This is a genomic window from Clostridium sp. MB05 (assembly GCF_046581255.1).
In the GTDB taxonomy this organism is placed as follows: domain Bacteria; phylum Bacillota; class Clostridia; order Clostridiales; family Clostridiaceae; genus Clostridium.
Genome location: NZ_CP174370.1, coordinates 3,442,090 through 3,460,721, shown reverse-complemented (window position 1 = coordinate 3,460,721; position 18,632 = coordinate 3,442,090). Strand labels below are relative to the sequence as shown.

Annotated in this window: 21 protein-coding genes and 1 other RNA gene; 19 read left to right on the top strand and 3 right to left on the bottom strand. The window is 29.0% G+C overall.

The genetic code is table 11. From position 1 onward, the window contains the following. The first annotated feature begins 27 nt into the window (after positions 1–27). From ybeY to ppdK, 8 genes are all read left to right on the top strand, one after another. On the top strand, positions 28–528 hold the full coding sequence (ybeY, locus tag ACH36K_RS16245) for an rRNA maturation RNase YbeY (protein ID WP_411168641.1): 501 nt from the start codon (positions 28–30) through the stop codon (positions 526–528). Between the two features lie 22 nt (positions 529–550). Next, positions 551–1,252 (top strand): diacylglycerol kinase, encoded by a 702-nt coding sequence (locus ACH36K_RS16240; protein ID WP_411168640.1) that lies wholly within the window; start codon positions 551–553, stop codon positions 1,250–1,252. A 104-nt stretch (positions 1,253–1,356) separates the two neighbouring features. Next, complete coding sequence (locus ACH36K_RS16235) at positions 1,357–1,758, top strand: cytidine deaminase (RefSeq protein ID WP_411168639.1); 402 nt, start codon at positions 1,357–1,359, stop codon at positions 1,756–1,758. Positions 1,759–1,766: 8 nt separating this feature from the next. Then, a complete protein-coding gene (gene era, locus ACH36K_RS16230; RefSeq protein ID WP_411168638.1) occupies positions 1,767–2,657 on the top strand; it encodes a GTPase Era in 891 nt (296 codons plus the stop codon). Positions 2,658–2,666: 9 nt separating this feature from the next. Continuing rightward, positions 2,667–3,416, top strand: a complete 750-nt coding sequence (gene recO, locus ACH36K_RS16225; RefSeq protein ID WP_411168637.1) for a DNA repair protein RecO — start codon at positions 2,667–2,669, stop codon at positions 3,414–3,416. A 6-nt stretch (positions 3,417–3,422) separates the two neighbouring features. Continuing rightward, entirely contained in the window at positions 3,423–4,061 is a 639-nt protein-coding gene (locus ACH36K_RS16220; RefSeq protein WP_411168636.1) for a DUF4342 domain-containing protein, read from the top strand. A gap of 195 nt (positions 4,062–4,256) precedes the next feature. Further along, entirely contained in the window at positions 4,257–4,895 is a 639-nt protein-coding gene (locus ACH36K_RS16215) for a helix-turn-helix transcriptional regulator (protein ID WP_411168635.1), read from the top strand. An 89-nt stretch (positions 4,896–4,984) separates the two neighbouring features. Next, positions 4,985–7,615, top strand: coding sequence for a pyruvate, phosphate dikinase (ppdK, locus tag ACH36K_RS16210; protein ID WP_411168634.1), 2,631 nt, complete (start codon positions 4,985–4,987; stop codon positions 7,613–7,615). Between the two features lie 38 nt (positions 7,616–7,653). Here ppdK and ACH36K_RS16205 read toward each other — a convergent pair whose 3' ends face one another. Then, entirely contained in the window at positions 7,654–8,715 is a 1,062-nt protein-coding gene (locus ACH36K_RS16205) for a CotS family spore coat protein (RefSeq protein ID WP_411168633.1), read from the bottom strand. A 145-nt stretch (positions 8,716–8,860) separates the two neighbouring features. Between ACH36K_RS16205 and ACH36K_RS16200 the strand changes: the two genes are divergently transcribed. The 7 genes from ACH36K_RS16200 (at position 8,861) to rnpB (ending at position 15,335) form a co-directional block, all read left to right on the top strand. Then, positions 8,861–9,886, top strand: a complete 1,026-nt coding sequence (locus ACH36K_RS16200; protein ID WP_411168632.1) for a deoxyguanosinetriphosphate triphosphohydrolase — start codon at positions 8,861–8,863, stop codon at positions 9,884–9,886. Positions 9,887–10,070: 184 nt separating this feature from the next. Continuing rightward, positions 10,071–11,849 (top strand): DNA primase, encoded by a 1,779-nt coding sequence (gene dnaG / locus ACH36K_RS16195; RefSeq protein ID WP_411168631.1) that lies wholly within the window; start codon positions 10,071–10,073, stop codon positions 11,847–11,849. A 30-nt stretch (positions 11,850–11,879) separates the two neighbouring features. Further along, a complete protein-coding gene (gene rpoD / locus ACH36K_RS16190; RefSeq protein ID WP_411168630.1) occupies positions 11,880–12,992 on the top strand; it encodes an RNA polymerase sigma factor RpoD in 1,113 nt (370 codons plus the stop codon). A 41-nt stretch (positions 12,993–13,033) separates the two neighbouring features. Further along, on the top strand, positions 13,034–13,726 hold the full coding sequence (locus ACH36K_RS16185) for a tRNA (adenine(22)-N(1))-methyltransferase (RefSeq protein ID WP_411168629.1): 693 nt from the start codon (positions 13,034–13,036) through the stop codon (positions 13,724–13,726). A gap of 12 nt (positions 13,727–13,738) precedes the next feature. Further along, positions 13,739–14,530: a Nif3-like dinuclear metal center hexameric protein gene (locus ACH36K_RS16180; RefSeq protein ID WP_411168628.1), complete on the top strand. Its 792-nt coding sequence runs from the start codon at positions 13,739–13,741 to the stop codon at positions 14,528–14,530. Between the two features lie 160 nt (positions 14,531–14,690). Continuing rightward, a complete protein-coding gene (locus tag ACH36K_RS16175; RefSeq protein WP_411168627.1) occupies positions 14,691–14,939 on the top strand; it encodes a hypothetical protein in 249 nt (82 codons plus the stop codon). A gap of 54 nt (positions 14,940–14,993) precedes the next feature. Next, positions 14,994–15,335: RNase P RNA component class A (gene rnpB / locus ACH36K_RS16170), an RNA gene on the top strand. A 50-nt stretch (positions 15,336–15,385) separates the two neighbouring features. Here rnpB and ACH36K_RS16165 read toward each other — a convergent pair. After that, entirely contained in the window at positions 15,386–15,850 is a 465-nt protein-coding gene (locus tag ACH36K_RS16165; RefSeq protein WP_411168626.1) for an ImmA/IrrE family metallo-endopeptidase, read from the bottom strand. Positions 15,851–15,860: 10 nt separating this feature from the next. Then, a complete protein-coding gene (locus ACH36K_RS16160; protein ID WP_411168625.1) occupies positions 15,861–16,547 on the bottom strand; it encodes a helix-turn-helix transcriptional regulator in 687 nt (228 codons plus the stop codon). Between the two features lie 209 nt (positions 16,548–16,756). Between ACH36K_RS16160 and ACH36K_RS16155 the strand changes: the two genes are divergently transcribed. The 4 genes from ACH36K_RS16155 (at position 16,757) to ACH36K_RS16140 (ending at position 18,632) form a co-directional block, all read left to right on the top strand. Then, a complete protein-coding gene (locus ACH36K_RS16155; protein ID WP_322379502.1) occupies positions 16,757–16,969 on the top strand; it encodes a helix-turn-helix transcriptional regulator in 213 nt (70 codons plus the stop codon). A 42-nt stretch (positions 16,970–17,011) separates the two neighbouring features. Next, positions 17,012–17,458 carry an RNA polymerase subunit sigma gene (locus ACH36K_RS16150; protein WP_411168624.1) on the top strand — a complete coding sequence of 149 codons (447 nt, stop codon included), beginning with the start codon at positions 17,012–17,014 and terminating at the stop codon, positions 17,456–17,458. A gap of 239 nt (positions 17,459–17,697) precedes the next feature. After that, complete coding sequence (locus ACH36K_RS16145; protein WP_411168623.1) at positions 17,698–18,135, top strand: chloramphenicol resistance protein; 438 nt, start codon at positions 17,698–17,700, stop codon at positions 18,133–18,135. Continuing rightward, positions 18,135–18,632 (top strand): hypothetical protein, encoded by a 498-nt coding sequence (locus tag ACH36K_RS16140; RefSeq protein ID WP_411168622.1) that lies wholly within the window; start codon positions 18,135–18,137, stop codon positions 18,630–18,632. The genes ACH36K_RS16145 and ACH36K_RS16140 overlap by 1 nt, the downstream gene beginning before the upstream one ends.

Genomic DNA, 18,632 nt, shown 5'->3' with positions numbered 1-18,632 from the left:
TTAAACTAATTTAAAAGGAGATAAGTGATGTTATATACAGAAAATAGACAGGACAAATTAGAAGTTACAGAGGATTTTATAGAAAAAATAACAAGTGTATGTGATTTTGCATTAAAGGAAGAAGGGGTAAATTGTCAGTATCAAATTTCTTTATTATTTGTTGACAATGAAGAAATAAAAGAAATAAATAATGAAACTAGAAATATTAATAGAGAAACTGATGTACTATCATTTCCGATGTTAGATTTTAATGAGGGGAAAGTATTTAGTGACATGTATATAAATTATGATTTTGATGAAACATATAAAGATGGTGATGAATTAGTATTAGGGGATATGGTTTTATCACTAGAAAAAGCCTTAGAACAATCTAAGGAGTATAGACATTCATATGAGAGAGAAGTTAGTTACTTAGTAGTTCACTCAATATTACATCTATTGGGGTATGATCATATGGATGAAGATGATAAGAAAAAAATGAGGGAAAGAGAAGAAGAAATATTAAATAAATTAGAAATTAGAAGATAATAATATATAGTGAGGGGAATATATGAAGATAAAAAAGCTGGTAGAGAGCTTTAATTATGCAATAACAGGAATAATAGAGACTGTAAGAACTCAAAGAAATATGAAAATTCACCTGTTTGCTGCGTTATCTGTACTTTTAGCATGCTTCGTAATCGATATATCTAAAATGGAATTTCTTATTTTAGCAATTACAATTACAGTAGTGCTTGTAGCTGAAATAATAAACACTGCAATAGAAGCAACTATAGATATGTCAACTAATCATTACCATCCTTTAGCTAAAATAGCAAAAAATGCAGCTGCAGGAGCAGTTTTAGTTACAGCAATAAATGCATTACTTGTGGGTTATATAATATTTTGGGACAAAATTTCATATATATCTTATGATGTAATACATAAGATGAAAGAATCAGAGCCATATATGATATTTATAGCATTAGTTTTTGTAATTATTGCAACATTAATAGTAAAATCTATTTTTGGAGAAGGAACTCCATTAAGAGGTGGAATGCCAAGTGGACATAGTGCTCTTTCTTTTTCTATAGCCACAGCAATTTCTTTAATAACAGAAGAACCTATATGTATAGTCTTAAGTTATGTAATGGCATTAATAACAGCACAAAGCAGAGTAGATTCTAACGTTCATTCAATATGGGAAGTTATTGTAGGAGCATTGTTCGGAACATTACTTACTTTATTAATATTTGTTATATTTAAAATTTAATTTACAAATACTTTTATATATTAAAAACTTAACAACAATGCTTTAATTTTAGGAAAGTAATGATATAATAAAAGATACAATAATTTTGAAATGGAGGAATTAAAATGGATTATCAAATTCTTGTGGAAAAAGCTTTAGAGGCTAGAGAACTAGCATATGTTCCATATTCCAAATTTAAAGTAGGAGCTGCAGTATTATTTGAAGATGATAAGATATATACAGGGTGTAATATAGAAAATGCATCATTCGGTGCAACAAATTGTGCAGAAAGAACTGCAATATTTAAAGGAGTATCAGAAGGAAATAAAGTTATAAGAGCAATTGCATTAGTTGGAGATATAAAAACTTATACAACTCCTTGTGGAATATGCAGGCAAGTTTTAAGTGAATTTATAGAAAATGAAAAAACTCCAATAATATTAATAAAGAATAAAGATGATTATAAAGTTAAAACCTTTGAAGAAATTATGCCAGGAGCATTTACAAAAAAGGATTTAGAGAATTAGGAGGAAAGATGTTTAAATCAGGATTCGTAACAATAGTTGGAAGACCAAATGTAGGAAAGTCAACTTTATTAAATCAAATAATGGGAGAAAAACTGTCTATAGTATCAAATAAACCACAAACTACTAGAAATAATATACAAACAATATTAACTGGTGAAAATCATCAACTGGTGTTCGTAGATACACCAGGAATACATAAGCCTAAACATAAATTAGGAGAATACATGGTGAATTCTGCAAAGGATTCTATAAAAGAAGTAGATCTTGTTCTATTCTTAATAAATCCAGAAGAAGAAATAGGAAGAGGAGATAAGTTTATAATAGAAACTTTAAAAAATCAAAAGGCTCCTGTTTTTTTAGTTCTAAATAAAGTTGATGAATTTACCCAAGAAAGAGTAGCTAAAACTCTCCAAATGTATTCATCAGAGATGGATTTTAAAGAAATAATTCCAATTTCAGCATTAAAGGGAAAAAATGTTGATAAATTAGTAGAATTAATGATCGGAGCAATGCCAGAAGGACCTAAATATTATCCAGATGATATGATTACAGATGTACAAGAGAGATTTGTAGTTTCTGAAATAATAAGAGAAAAAGCATTAAGAACATTAAGAGAAGAAATACCACACGGAATTGCAGTTGATATAATTCAAATGAAACAAAGTCCAAGTGGAACTTGGCATATTGAAGTTGATATGCTTTGCGAAAAAGATTCTCATAAAGGGATAATAATAGGTAAGAATGGGCAATCACTTAAGAAAATAGGTGAAAGTGCTAGATATGAAATTGAAAAGTTTTTAAGAAGTAAGGTTAACTTAAAGATTTGGGTAAAAGTCAGAAAAGAGTGGAGAGATAACCAAAACCTATTAAAGGAATTAGGATATAAGAAGGTTAAGTAAAATAAGGGGTTGGTATTTCTGTCACTACATAAAGTAAATGCAGTAGTTTTAAAAACTAAGGAATTTAAAGAGAATGATAAATTAGTATGGTTATATACAGAGAATTTGGGAAAAATAACAGCTATAGCAAAAGGATCTAGGAAAAGTAAGAGTAAATTTTTATCTCTTACTTTACCTCTATGCTATGGAGAATATGTTTTATTTAAAGGAAAAAGCTTATTTAATCTTCAAGAAGGTAAGATAATTAATTCCTTTCAAGGTCTTTTAGATAACCTAGATAAGCTAACTTATTCATCCTATATTTGTGAATTAATAGATATATGTGTAGAAGAAGGAGAAGTGAATAGAGAGTTATTTAAAGATTTTCTAACTTGTATGTATTTACTTAATACAGATGCATTAGATTATGAAATTCTTATTAGGTCTTTTGAGCTTAAATTATTAAAAGCAACTGGATATGGATTAAACTTAGAAAGCTGCGTAAGTTGTAGGAAGAAGATATCGGTGTCAAATTATATATCTTTATCACATTATGGAGGGGTTTGTGAGGAGTGTTCAAGAGAGCATGGAATTTATATATCTAAGCCAGCATATAATGCAATAAGATTTTTGCTAAAGACACCTATGGATAAGATATATAAACTAAATATAAATGCAGAGGTAAAAAAAGATATAAGTAGGGTGACAACCTTTATTATATCATCAAACTATTCTAAAAAGCCTAAGAGCTTAGAAATGTTAAATTATATAAAGGAGTGAATAGATATGGGAATAACATTAGAAAAAGTAGATAAGGTAAAGGAAAGAACTGGTGTTAGCTATGCAGAAGCTAAGCATGCCCTTGAAATTAATGATGGAGATGTATTAGAAGCAATAATATATATAGAAGGAATGAAGGGAATAAAGCCAGATTACATAGAAGGTGAGTTTGGTAAAGAAGGTAGTACTGGTAAAGAAAAGTATGAAACTGTTGATGAACTAAAAAAATGGTTAAAGGACTTAATAAATAAAGGAAATGTTACAAGAATTAGAGTTATCAAAGATGATAAAGAAATTGTAGATGTTCCTGTTAATGCAGGTATAGCTGCAGGAGTAATAGCTATAATTATACCACCTATATTAGCATTTGTTTTAATAGCAGCAGTAGTTACAAAAATAACAATAGAAATAACTAAAGCGGATGGTAGTGTTGAAGTTGTTAATAAATATATTAGTAAGGCTGTAGATGATATAAAAGATGCAGCATCAGATGTAGCTTACATGGTTAAAGATAAAGTAAGCGAAGTGAAAAATGAAAAATTTAAAGGTGATATAAATAAAAATAGTAAAAAGAAGTCAGAGAAAAATGAACAAGTAGATGAAAAAGTATTTACATATACTGTTAATTTTGAAGATGAGGACTAAATTAAAGTAAATTTGAGATAAACAGGAGAAATAAGAGAATAAAGTAAACAGAAAAGGAATATTCAGCTAATATGACTAATTTTTCAGAAAATTAAGTATAGTCAAACTTTTATAAAATGTTATAATTAGAATGTAAATATCAAACTAATCTAAATTATCTGAATATTCCTTGTAAAAGCAGAAAGAGGGATAAAGTTGAAATTATCACAAAGGCAAGAGGAAATCATAAGGATAGTAAAAGAAGGACAGCCTGTTACAAGTGAAACTTTAGCTGATAAGTTAGGAGTAACTAGAGCAGCATTAAGAGCTGACTTAGCTATTCTAACAATGATAGGCATATTAGATGCTAGACCTAAGGTTGGTTATGTATATTTAGGAGAAGCTCATAATACTAGAATATTAGAAAATATTTCAAAAGTTCTAGTTGGAGAAATAATGTCTAAACCAGTTACAGTAAGTGAAGAAACTACAGTGTATGATGCAATCGTATTCTTATTCTTAAATGATGTAGGAACTTTATTTATAGAAAATAATGGGATATTAGTTGGTGCTGTTTCAAGAAAAGATTTTTTAAAAACTGCTATAGGTGGAACTGATATACATAAGGTTCCTATAGGTGTAATAATGACTAGAATGCCTAACATAATATGTGGATATAGCGATGACAGTGCATATAGCTTAGCAAAAAAAATTATAGAGCATGAAATTGATAGTATTCCCATAGTAGAAAAAGTAGAAACAGCAATTAATGAAAAAAATCAATTTAAGATAGTAGGTAAAATATCTAAGACTAACATAACAAAACTTTTTGTTAAGTTAGGAGAAGGTAATTAAAAAATATGGGTTAATTATTTAGGGTAACTACAGTGCTATTAGTACTGTTAGTATATATATTCAATTTGATTGAACGGAGGAGTATTGAGATGGAGAAAAAGAAGTATGTTTACCTTTTTAGTGAAGGCAACGGGTCAATGAAGAACCTTCTAGGAGGTAAAGGGGCAAATTTATCAGAAATGATTTTACTAGGAATTCCAGTACCACAAGGATTCACAGTTACAACAGAAGCTTGTAACAAATACTATGAGGATGGGAAAGTAATCGCACAAGAAGTTATTGAAGAAATTCACGAAAAAATAACAGAATTAGAAAAGATAACAGGAAAAGAATTTGGTAGCTTAACAAAACCGTTATTAGTATCTGTAAGATCAGGGGCAAGGGTATCAATGCCAGGAATGATGGATACAGTATTAAATCTTGGTTTAAACGATAAATCAGTAGTTGCTATGGCGGATTTAACAGGAAATCCAAGATTTGCATACGATTCATATAGAAGATTTATACAAATGTTCTCAGATGTTGTTATGGATATTGAAAAGAGATTATTTGAAAATCTAATAGATGAGCTAAAAGAGGAAAAAGGTGTTGAAGTTGATACTGATTTAACAGCTGATGATTTAAAGGTATTAGTTGCTAGATATAAAGAGCTTTATAAGAAAGAAATGGGAGAAGAATTCCCACAAGATCCAAAAACTCAATTAATTGAATCTATTACAGCTGTATTTAGATCATGGGATAATCCAAGAGCTATAGTTTATAGAAGATTAAATGATATTCCAGGGGAATGGGGTACAGCAGTTAACGTACAAGAAATGGTATTTGGTAATAAAGGAGAAACTTCAGGTACAGGAGTTGTATTCTCAAGAGACCCAGCTACTGGAGAAAATAAAATATATGGTGAATATTTAATGAATGCACAAGGTGAAGACGTTGTTGCGGGTATAAGAACACCACTTCCAATAGCTAAATTAGAAGAGCAAAATCCAGTAATATACAAACAATTTACTGATATAGTTCATACATTAGAAAATCACTATAGAGATATGCAAGATATGGAAATCACAATTGAAGAAGGAAAGCTATACTTCTTACAAACAAGAAATGGTAAGAGAACAGCTCAAGCTGCATTGAAAATTGCAGTTGACTTAGTTGAAGATGGAATGTTAACTAAAGAGCAAGCAATATTAAAAGTTGATCCAGCTCAATTAGATTCTTTACTTCACCCAGCATTCCATACAGAAGACTTAAAGAATGCTACACCAATTGCAAAAGGACTTCCAGCATCTCCAGGAGCAGCTTGTGGTAAAATAGCTTTCACAGCTGAAGAAGCAAAAGAAAGAAACGAAAAAGGAGAAGCTGTTGTTTTAGTAAGACTAGAAACTTCACCAGAAGATATCGAAGGTATGATAGCTGCTAAAGGTATTTTAACAGTTAGAGGTGGTATGACATCTCACGCAGCTGTTGTTGCTAGAGGAATGGGAACTTGCTGTGTTGCTGGTTGCGGAGAACTAAAAGTTAATGAAGAAGCTAAAACTTTAGAAGTAGGCGGAAAAGTTTATACAGATAATGATTTTATTTCAATAGATGGTTCAACTGGTAATATATATGGAGAAGCTGTTAAAACAGTTACACCAGAAATTTCAGGACATTTTGCTACATTTATGGGATGGGCAGATGAAATTAGAAAATTAAAGGTTAGAACTAATGCTGATACTCCAAGAGATACTAAGCAAGCAGTAGAGTTTGGAGCAGAAGGTATAGGATTATGTAGAACAGAGCATATGTTCTTTGCAGAAGATAGAATTATGGCAGTAAGAGAAATGATAGTTGCTAAGAATGAAGAACAAAGAAGAAAGGCTCTTGAAAAATTACTTCCAATGCAAAGAGAAGACTTTATTGGAATTTATGAAGCTTTAGAAGGAATGCCAGCAACAATAAGATTCCTAGATCCACCACTACATGAGTTCTTACCTCATAATAATGAAGATATAGCTGAATTAGCTAAAGATTTAGATATAACTTTCGAAGAGTTAAAAGCAACTGTTGAAGAATTACATGAATTTAACCCAATGATGGGGCATAGAGGATGTAGATTAGCAGTTTCATATCCAGAAATAGCTGAAATGCAAACTAGGGCTGTAATTGAAGCAGCAATAGAAGTTAGAAAAAACAATGGCTATGATGTAGTTCCAGAAATAATGATTCCTCTTATCGGAGAAATAAAGGAATTAAAATATGTTAAAGATGTAGTTGTTAAAACTGCAAAAGAAGTTATGGAAGAAAAAGGTGTTGAACTAGAGTATATAGTAGGTACTATGATAGAAATACCAAGAGCTGCATTAACTGCTGATGCAATAGCTAAGGAAGCAGAATTCTTCTCATTTGGAACAAATGACTTAACTCAAATGACATTTGGATTCTCAAGAGATGATGCTGCTAAATTCTTAAAGGATTACTATGATAAGAAGATTTACGAGCAAGATCCATTTGCTAAACTAGATCAAACAGGTGTTGGAGAGCTAGTTAAGATAGCAGTAGAAAAGGGTAAATCAGCTAGACCAAATATCAAGCTTGGAATATGTGGAGAGCATGGTGGAGATCCATCATCAGTAGAATTCTGTCACAATATTGGATTAAACTATGTATCATGTTCACCATTTAGAGTTCCAGTTGCAAGACTTGCAGCTGCACAAGCACAAGTTAGAAATAAGAGATAATATATTAAGAGGAGGTTTTTAGCCTCCTCTTTTTTAGTTTAAAATTTTACATCATAATATTTTGTAAATGCATTCATAAGTTCATAGGTAAACTCTAATTGGTTTTCAGTCCTATCTAACCCTTTTTCAAGGAGGGCGATAAAAGAATTTTTATTACATTTCCTTATATTCTTATAGTAATCTCTAGATAGTTTCCAAAATTTTTGAGGAAAAGCAATATAAGCTAATATATATTTAAAATCTGAAGAAGAGAGAGGATTTTCTTCCATATAGCTATCAAGGATATCTAGGGTTAAATTAATTTGCCAATTTGTATTTTCTCTTTTTAGCAATCGTCTTAAAAAATAAGAAATATCTCTTGAGCAATAGTCCATTTTACATTTATCAAAATCAATAAGTGAAATATTGTTACCATCTATTAAGATATTTTTATTTACATAATCACCGTGACAAAGAGATGCTGAAAGTTCATCAGTGATAATTGAAGAAGAAACTTCAAATGAAATCTTAGCTAGTTCTAGATTTTCATTGACATTCTTTAGGAATATTTTGGAGAACCTATCATTATACTTATGAGCATCATTTATACTAATTAGTAGTTGATTAAAATGTTTTGATATAGTTTCATTGTAATTCTCTAATCCTTCTCTAGAGCTACTGCCTTTAATTGGAGAAAAATTTTTAGAAGCTTTATGTAATTTTCCTAGAGTTCTTGAGGAAAGTAAAACATTGTCTAAATTATCAAAATCACATTTTTCACCTTTAAGCCAAGGGGTTAAAATAAATAGCATATCTTTATATTTAACATACCTATTTCCATCTATAGTTGGCAAAAGCTTTGGAACGTGGATTTTATTTCTATAACACCATTCCATAGCTGAATATACATATAAAAGATTACCTTCATCATAGTAAACCTTTTTTAAGCAATAACTTCTATTATTAAAATCTATTCTATATACAGCTCTTTGCTTTTCTGTATCTTTAAATTTAATACTAATTATAGATGCATTTTGAAGATTGTAATAAGATAAAATATTAGATTTTATTTCATTAAGAGGAAGCAACTCATCCTTTAAATCTGATACTAAGTTTTCCATTATTCTCTCCTTATAAAATTACTCATTATTAAGATATTAGTAAAAAAAAGAAAATATACTTGGTATTAAATATATTATTATAAAATATGTTTAAATAGAGGAAAATAGAGAAAAATATAGAATATGTAATATAGAGGTGAGATATATGAATGTGAGAGAAAAAATAGAGGGTTTCGAAAGGTTGACATTAGTTCCTCAAGCTACTTTTAGCAATTCAACTTTAGGTAGAAAAAGACCAGAAGAAAATGATACAGTAAGAACTTGTTTTATGGTTGATAGAGATAGAATTGTTCATAGTAAATCTTTCAGGAGGTTAAAACATAAAACACAGGTCTATATAAAAACTTTTGGTGATCATTACAGAACAAGATTAACTCATACATTAGAAGTATCTCAAATAGCTAGAACAATTGGAAGTGGAATTGGTTTAAATGAGTCTTTAATTGAAGCTATTGCATTAGGACACGATTTAGGCCATGTAGCATTTGCACATAATGGAGAAGAAGTATTAAATGATTTTTTAGGTGGGTTTAGACATAATGAGCAAAGTGTGAGGGTTGTTGAAAAGCTAGAAAAGAATGGATTAGGATTAAATTTAACATTAGAAGTAATAGATGGAATACTACATCATAGTGGACTTGAAAATGGAGCCAATAAAGCTAAGACATTAGAAGGAAGAATTGTAAAAGTTAGTGATAAAATAGCTTACTTAAATCATGATATAGATGACTCAATCAGAGCTGGATTGCTTAGTGAAGATATATTACCCAAAGAAATTATAAAGGTTTTAGGTAAGACACATTCCCAAAGAATTGAAACTTTAGTAGTAGATGTTGTAAAAAATACTACAGATGCATTAAATAATAATGATTTAGATATTAAATTTAGTAGTGAAGTATGGGAGGCTATGACAGAACTTAGGAGATTTATGTTTAAAAATGTTTACTTAGGGGATATTTTAAAGGTAGAAAGAAATAAAGCAAAGTTTATATTGGAAAACTTAATAAATTACTATTATAATAATGAAAATGAATTGCCTGATTTATATAAGGAGGTAGCGGCAAAAGAGGGGCTAAAAAGAGCTGTTGCAGATTATATAGCTGGCATGAGTGATGATTATTGCTTAAATACATTTAACTCCCTATTTGTTCCTAAATTAGTAATATACTAAGTTTTTGGAAAATAAGAAAATATTATTTTAAAAGGAATTTTAAAGCTTATAAAGAATATAAATAAAGATGATTCATAAAATTTCATAAAATTTTATAAAATTTTTATTTTAAAGAAGGAAATATAGAAAAAATGTCGAAATTAATATAAGTTGACGAAAATTATTGGTAAGGAGGTGAATCTCCTTGCAGATTTCTGAAGAGATTCTAGAAAAGATAAAAGAACAAAATGACATAGTAGATGTAATATCTGAGTCAGTTAGACTTAAAAGGTCTGGAAGAAACTTTTCAGGACTATGTCCATTTCATAATGAAAAGTCTCCGTCATTTTCCGTATCTCAAGATAAGCAAATATATAAATGTTTCGGTTGTGGGGAATCAGGAAATGTAATTACTTTTATTATGAAAAATAGAAATATGCCCTTTGTTGATGCAGTTAAGTATTTAGCTGATAGAGCAAATATTCCAATAGAAAATGATAGAGGAAGAATAAGTCCTACTGCAAAAAAGAGAGAAATACTCTATAAAGTCAACGTAGAAGCAGCTAGGTTTTTTTACTCAAATTTAAGGTCAACAAAAGAAGCAAAGGAATATTTTTTAAATAGGGGCATAAAAGAAGAGACTATAAAGAGATTTGGGTTAGGCTTTGCAAAGGATAGCTGGAATAGCTTACTTTTTTATTTAAGAAAGTTAGGTTATAAAGATGACTTACTACTTGAAGCTGGGTTAGTTTCAACTTCTGAGAAAACAGGGAACAGGTATGACAGATTTAGAAATAGAGTTATATTTCCAGTTTTTGACTATAGGGGGAAGGTAATAGGATTCGGAGGAAGAGTTCTAGATGATTCAAAGCCAAAGTATTTAAATTCACCTGAAACCTTAGTTTTTCAAAAAGGAGTCAATTTGTATGGATTAAACTTTGCAATAAAAAATAAGATGTCTGAAAGATATTTTATTATTGTAGAGGGCTATATGGATTTAATAACTCTACATCAATATGGAATTACAAATGTAGTAGCTTCTTTAGGAACAGCTTTAACTACAAATCAAGCAAGATTATTAAAGCGCTATGCAGATAAGGTTATAATATCATATGATGCTGATTTTGCAGGTCAGGCAGCTACTATGAGAGGGCTTGATATATTGAAAGAAGCAGGCTTTGATGTTAGGGTCTTAAGTATTCCTCAAGGAAAAGATCCTGATGAATATGTAAGAAGTAACGGAAAAGAGGCATTTATAAAATTAATAAAGAGCGCTGAAAGCTTAATCGATTATAGGCTTAAAAAGGCTGAAGAAGGAATAAATCTTAAAGATAGCAATGATTTAATTGAATATGGAAAAAGGGTTACAGAAATATTAGCAAATGTTAATCCAATAGAAAAAGATGTCTACATAAAGAAGATATCAGAAAATACATCTATACGGGAGCAAACATTATATGATTTATTGTCAAAGAAAATGACAAAAAATATAAAAGAAAATAATTTTACGTATAATAAGGAAGATAATGGAACAAAATTATATTTAGAGCCAGCTTTTTTAAAAGCTGAGAGATCTTTAATGAAGTTATGTTTAGATGAAGACTATTTTGATTATATTAGTAAGTTAATAAGCCAAGAAGAGTTAATTCTTCCAGAACATAAAGAGATTTTTTCTATTATTAAAGATGCTAAAAAGGGAAACATAAATAATATAGTTACCTTTTTAGAATCAAGATGTACAAATGTAAAAACCATTGAAGAAGTTGTTAAAATAAAAGAACAACATGTGTTAATAGGTAATAATAATAAAAAGTTAATACAAGATTTTATCAAGCAATTAGATAATTATAAATTAAACCAAAAACTAGAAGAATTAAAGCGTAAGCAAAAACTTTTAGAATCAGAGGGCAAAATTGAGGAATCTATACAAATAGCAATTGAGCTTAAAAAAGTTAATGAGCAGTTAAAGAGAGGTGCAAAGTAGCAGTTGGTAATAACGGAAGGAGGTAACGAAATGGTAGATGAAAAAACAAAAGCTAAACAAGTTAAAAAAGATAATGAGGACAAAAATAGCAAAATGAATATAGTTAAAAATCTACTAGATAAAGGAAAGAAGAGTGGTACTTTAACATATAAGGAAATAATGGATGAAGTTGAACATATCGATTTAAGTCCAGAACAAATAGAGAAAATTTATGAAGTGTTAGAGTCAATGGGAATAGAGGTTATAGGTGATGCTAATGGCACCGATGCAGTTGAAGAAGAGTTAGAATTAGATTTAACTATTCCAGAAGGTATTGCTATAGATGACCCAGTAAGAATGTACTTAAAAGAAATTGGAAAAGTTCCTTTATTATCCTCAGAAGAAGAAATAGAGTTAGCTAATAGAATAGAACAAGGGGATCAAAGAGCTAAGAAAAAATTAGCTGAAGCAAATTTAAGACTTGTTGTAAGTATTGCTAAAAGGTATGTTGGAAGAGGAATGTTATTTTTAGACCTTATACAAGAAGGAAATTTAGGACTTATAAAAGCTGTAGAAAAGTTTGATTATAGAAAAGGATTTAAGTTTTCTACTTATGCTACATGGTGGATAAGACAGGCGATAACTAGAGCAATTGCTGACCAAGCAAGAACTATTAGAATACCTGTTCATATGGTAGAAACTATAAATAAGCTAATAAGAGTTCAAAGACAATTGTTACAAGAGTTAGGAAGAGATCCTTTCCCAGAAGAAATTTCAAAAGTTATGGATTTACCTGTAGATAAGGTGAGAGAAATCCAAAAAATAGCTCAAGAACCAGTATCTCTAGAAACTCCAATAGGTGAAGAAGAAGATTCACATCTTGGAGACTTTATACCTGATGATGATGCTTTAGCACCAGCAGAAGCAGCTGCATTTACAATGCTTAAAGAACAATTAATAAATGTATTAGATACTTTAACACCTAGAGAAGAAAAAGTATTAAGATTAAGATTTGGATTAGATGATGGTAGAGCAAGAACCCTTGAAGAAGTTGGTAAAGAGTTTAATGTTACAAGAGAAAGAATAAGACAAATAGAAGCAAAGGCTCTTAGAAAATTAAGACATCCTTCAAGAAGTAAAAAATTAAAGGATTATTTAGATTAGCACCAAAAGGTGCTAATTTTAATTTAGCAAGGAGAAGAAATATGGAACTAAGCGAAAGATTAAATTTTATAGTTAAAAATATTGAAAACACATCAGTTTTAGCAGATATAGGAACAGATCATGGTTATATTCCTTTATATGCATTAAAAAATGGAATTTGCAGCAAAGCTATTGCAGTAGATATAAATAAAGAGCCATTAGATAAGGCGAAACTAAATGCTATATTAGAAGGAATGGGAGATGAACTAGAATTTAGGTTAGGTGATGGACTTGCAGTTTTAGGTCAAGGTGAAGTTGATGTTACTGTTATTGCTGGTATGGGAGGAAATTTAATTAGAGATATACTTGAGGCACATATTGAAAAAGTAAATGATATGAGCTATTTAATACTTCAACCAGCACAAAATCCTGAAGTGTTAAGAGAATATCTTTATAATAATAATTATGAAATAATAAGCGAAGATCTTTGTTTAGATGATAATATATATTATGAACTTTTTAAAGCAAGAAGAAAGGAAGGGGAAGCTACTAAATTAGATTCAATATACTATGAAGTAAGCCCTAAATTCCTTATGAGTAAGCATCCTTTAATGAAGGAATATTTAATTTCAAAAGTAGAAAACTATAAAAAGATACTTGGATTTATAACTGAAAGTACAGTTAATGCAAGTGAAAGAAGAAAATTAGTAAATGAAAAAATAGATGTAATTTCAAATATGATTAATTTTCTATAAGGAAGATGATATATGAAGAAAGTTAAAGATATTATAAATATAATGGAAGAGTTTGCTCCTGTTACATTAAAAGAAGATTTTGATAATGTAGGCCTTATGGTAGGAGATAAAGAAAAATCAGTAAAAAAAATACTTTTAGCCTTAGATTGCACCTTAGATGTAATAGAAGAAGCAAAAGAGAAAAAAGCTGATTTAGTAATAACTCACCATCCTCTTATATTTAAAAAGCCCAGTAGTATAACTACTGATACTTTAATAGGTAAAAAGATAATAGAACTTATAAAAAATGATATAAGCTTATATTCTAGTCATACTAATTTAGACTCTGCAGAAGAAGGTCTTAATGAAACTATAGTAAATATATTAGGATATGATTCTAAAGAGCTTATAGAAACAAATAAAAAGGCTAGAAATAATAATGAGGGATTAGGAAGAATTGTTAGATTAGAAAATGAAATAGAAATAGAAGAATTAATAAAAAATATAAAAGAAAAACTAAATATAAAATCTTTAAAATTAGTTGAAGGTTGTAAAAAGATAAAAAATATAGCTATTATAAATGGAAGTGGCTCTAGCTTTTTTGAAACAGCTTATAAAAAAGGTGCAGATTGTATAATAACAGGAGACACCACATATCATTATGCATCTGATTATAAGGAAATGGGAGTATCGATAATAGATACAGGTCATTTTTCATCAGAATGGATTGTATTTTTATCGGTAATGGAAAAATTAAATAATAAATTATCAGATATAGAAATTATAATATCAAATAAAAGTGAAGATCCTTACACATTTATGTAAGGATTTTTTACTTTGTATTAAATTATAAAAATAAATAAATTATTGATAAATTTTTAGGGAAAATTGCATTCATACAGTACCTTGGAAATTTTTTTATATACACAAACTTAATATTACAATCATATAATAGATAATAAGAATATTATTTTGGAGATGAAGTATGGGGAAATCATATCATAGAGGAAAAAGTAAATCGTGGACCAAAGTCTTTCAAAATAGCTTTAAAGATTTATGTGATGGAATAGTAAAGAAATTTAATGGAGGAGTTGTAATTAGGCCAAACTGTTGTAATCGTGGAGCTAGAATATGTATATATGTACTTATTGTAGTAACTCTCCTATTTTCAGGATTGGGGTTTTATTCTTGGGTAATATTAGGAATGTTAATATTAGTACTACAATTTGTTTAATTTGTAAAAAATATCATTTGTGTTATTAATTAAGTTATGGTAATATAGTCTTTGCGAGTAAGACATGCAATCGCTGCTAGACTAGATCTAGGAGAGGAAAGTCGGAGCTCCATAGGGCAGGGTGCTGGATAACGTCCAGTCAAGGCGACTTGAAGGAAAGTGCAACAGAGAGATACCGCCTAATTTTTAGGTAAGGGTGGAAAGGCGAGGTAAGAGCTCACCAGCATCATGGTGACATGATGGCTATGTAAACCCCACCTGGAGCAAGGTCGAATAGGGAAACATTTAGGGGTTGCCCGCCCCGTTTCCGGGTGTACTGCTTGAGCTTATTGGTAACAATAGGCCTAGATAGATGATTGCTTAATACAGAACTCCGCTTACGGCTTATCTCGTAACATGAAAAACACTAGGGTGATGCCTAGTGTTTTTCTTTTTTAGATAAAACTTTAAAAGTCCTCAAATTTTTCTATTATCCATAAAGGATCGAAGCTAATAATATATTTATCAATTCTATAGTATGCTCCATATTTATCTCTATAATAGGATAGAGATTCATTTAAAAACTCTTCAGTTACATCAAAAAATTCTGCTATTTCATATTTATTAGGAATTCCTTTCTTATAGCAAGTAATTAAATTATCTATGCTAATTAGCTTTTCATATCCCCATCTTCTTGCAATTATTTCTTGCTTCCTGTTATTTATTTTACTTTGATCAGTTATATTTCCAACTGTTTTATGGTAATGTCCTAGCTCCTCAGCTAGAATACATTTTTTTTCTTTGTTAGTAACTAGTTTTTTATTAATAGCAATTCTAATTCCCTTACAGTACCCATCTTTAGTGATTAAATTAGCTTCTTTAACTATTACACCTAAATTATCAGCTTCTTTTAGTAAATATTCATAATCCATAAAGCCACCATTAATTATTCCAGAAATCATCATTATCCATTATATTTTCATCATGAATATAATCTTCCTTAGTGAAACTACCATCTTTATCATGGGCAGCCATAGGAGAAGAAGAATCAATAAAATTATTTTTAATATTGATATTTCGTTTAAATTCTAATAACTTTTCTGAATTCTTTCTTTCTAAATCAAATAGTAATAATATTTTTTTGGTTAATAAGTCATAATATGAATTCACAAAATTAGTCTTTATTGTATTACTTTCTATAGAGAAGTTATCTATAGGTATTTTATTTAGTTTTTTAAACTCTAATTCCTCATATTCAGAAAGTTCTTCTATATTATCTCTTATTAACTTTAGTGACATATTATCATTTAGTTTCAATATATTATTAATCAACATAGTTAAATCTGAATTTAGTAATGATTTTTCAAGTTGATTTATATCTATAGTATTTTCAAAATCTTCATCTTTAGATATTAAATTAGTAAGTTCTATGATTTCTATATTAAAAAAATCGGCAATTTTAGTTAAAAGAATATTATTAGGAAGAGTTCTTCCACTTTCAATATCACCTAAATATGATCTAGATATATTTAGAGCCTTAGCTAGATCAGATTGGGTGAATTTTTTTCCTTCCTTCAAACTTAATTTACTTCTTAATTGTTTAATTTTAAAACCTAATTTATTACTCATAAGACACTTACCTTTCTAATTTATGGTTAAATTATACGTCTTTTACGTCATTTTGTCAAATATATTATGGGAAGTAAAGGAAAAATAATATAGAATAAGATATTTTTAAAATTAGAAGAAAAAAGACGTAAATATAAAATAGACAACTACGTCCAAAAGACGTAGTATTAATATCAAGAAAAGTAATTATTACTAAAGGGGGAATGAAGATGAAAGATTTATTTGAAAATCTACCATGGTATAAAAAAATTCAAGTTTTAAGAGTTATTAATGGATGGTCTCAGGCAGAAGCTGCTGAAAAATGCTTTACAGTACAAAAGGCCTATTGGACTTGGGAGTGTGGACAAGTATATCCACGTAAAAATAGTAGAAGAGCTATTTCACAAGCTTTTAGAATTCCAGAAAGTGATATCTTTGATTAAGATTAAAGGGTAATAGAGTTATTTATAAATAAGGAGAAAATTATGAGTAGTTTAAATGAAAAGATTAAGTTAGTAGAAAAAAATTTATATGACTATAAGAAAAATAAAATAGAGATAAAAAATATGTATTTAGATTTAGAAATACTAGAAAACGACTATAGAGGTGTTGGAAGTATAGAATATGGTGAGAAAAGTAGCAAGACATATAAATTTAATAGTAGCGTTGAAAATGAAATAGTAAGAAGGGAAGAAGATATTAAAGATATTAAAAGAAAAATTCGTTTAAAGGAAATACAAGTAAAAAGAATAGGTGACACCATAGATGTTTTAAGTGAAAGAGAAAATTATATAATAAAGGAATTTTATTTTAATAATAATCAAATTAAGTATATATCAATGGATTTAAGTTTAGCAGAAACTTATTGCTCCACATTAAAGACTCAGGCTTTAAAAAAGTTAATTAATTATAATATCTTATTAAATTCATAGTATTTTCTAAGGAATCTATAAGATATTAAGAAAATACCGGTGCTATAATGATATTGTAGAAAATAATGAAAAGAGGCACTTGGTACTTAGTACTATAGGTGTCTCTTTTCATTTGAAGGAGGTGATTATATGAAAAAAGTTGATAATAAACTTCATTAGCTACTAAAAAATAATATAGTAGAAAGATAATTCGAGAATATTAAAATCTATTAAATATTAATATTCTCTGGAGGTAGCGAATGATTATAGATTCTATTAGAGACTTTATAATGACATGTCCACACCTTAGTGCTATAGACAATATTATTAATGTAAATGTGAATTATTTAAATAATACGTCTGATGTATATAGCATTAATCAAGAGCCTGATGAAATTGTTATAAAGAGATATATAAATGGTGACTCTTTAAGAGAATATAATTTTATTCTTATGAGTAAAGAAAATTATAGTGAAGATGTAATGAAGAATATAAAAATATCGAGCTTTTATGAAAAATTCTTAGAGTGGTTAGAAGATCAAACTGATAAAGAGAATTTACCGATTCTAGGAGAAAATAAAAAAGCAATTTCAGTTGAGGCTATAAATAATGGACATGTATTAAAAGTCGAAAATGATAAAGTTACTTATCAAATAAAATGTAAATTAATTTATTTAAGAGAAGGAGAAATGAAGTAATGGGAGTTAAAGAAAGAAAGAGTTATGCAAATTATTTAAATGTAGGAAAGGAAACAGAAGAATATGTTTTAATGGGGGCTGGATTCATTGAGCTAAATGAAGCACCAGCAGCACAAACAGCATCAAAGAAATATATTAATGATAAATCAGCATCAAAAGCAATAATAGGTTATGATTGGTCAACTGCCTTTAATACAGATATGATAAGAAGTGAAAAAGCTATTGAGTTTATATGTGAAATTGGAGAAATACAAAAGATTGGTAGTGAAGCAGAAACAAGCTATATAATAGTAGATTTAGACAAAGCTGTAGCAGGTGAAGGTATTACAAATACATTTAAAGCAAGAAAGTTTAAAGTAGCAGTAGAAGTTGCATCATTTGATAATAACGATGGTCAAATGGCAGCTACAGGAAACTTATTAGGTATAGGTGATATGCTTGCAGGTACATTCAATACCACAACTAATACTTTCACAGTAGATCCAGCAGTTAAATAG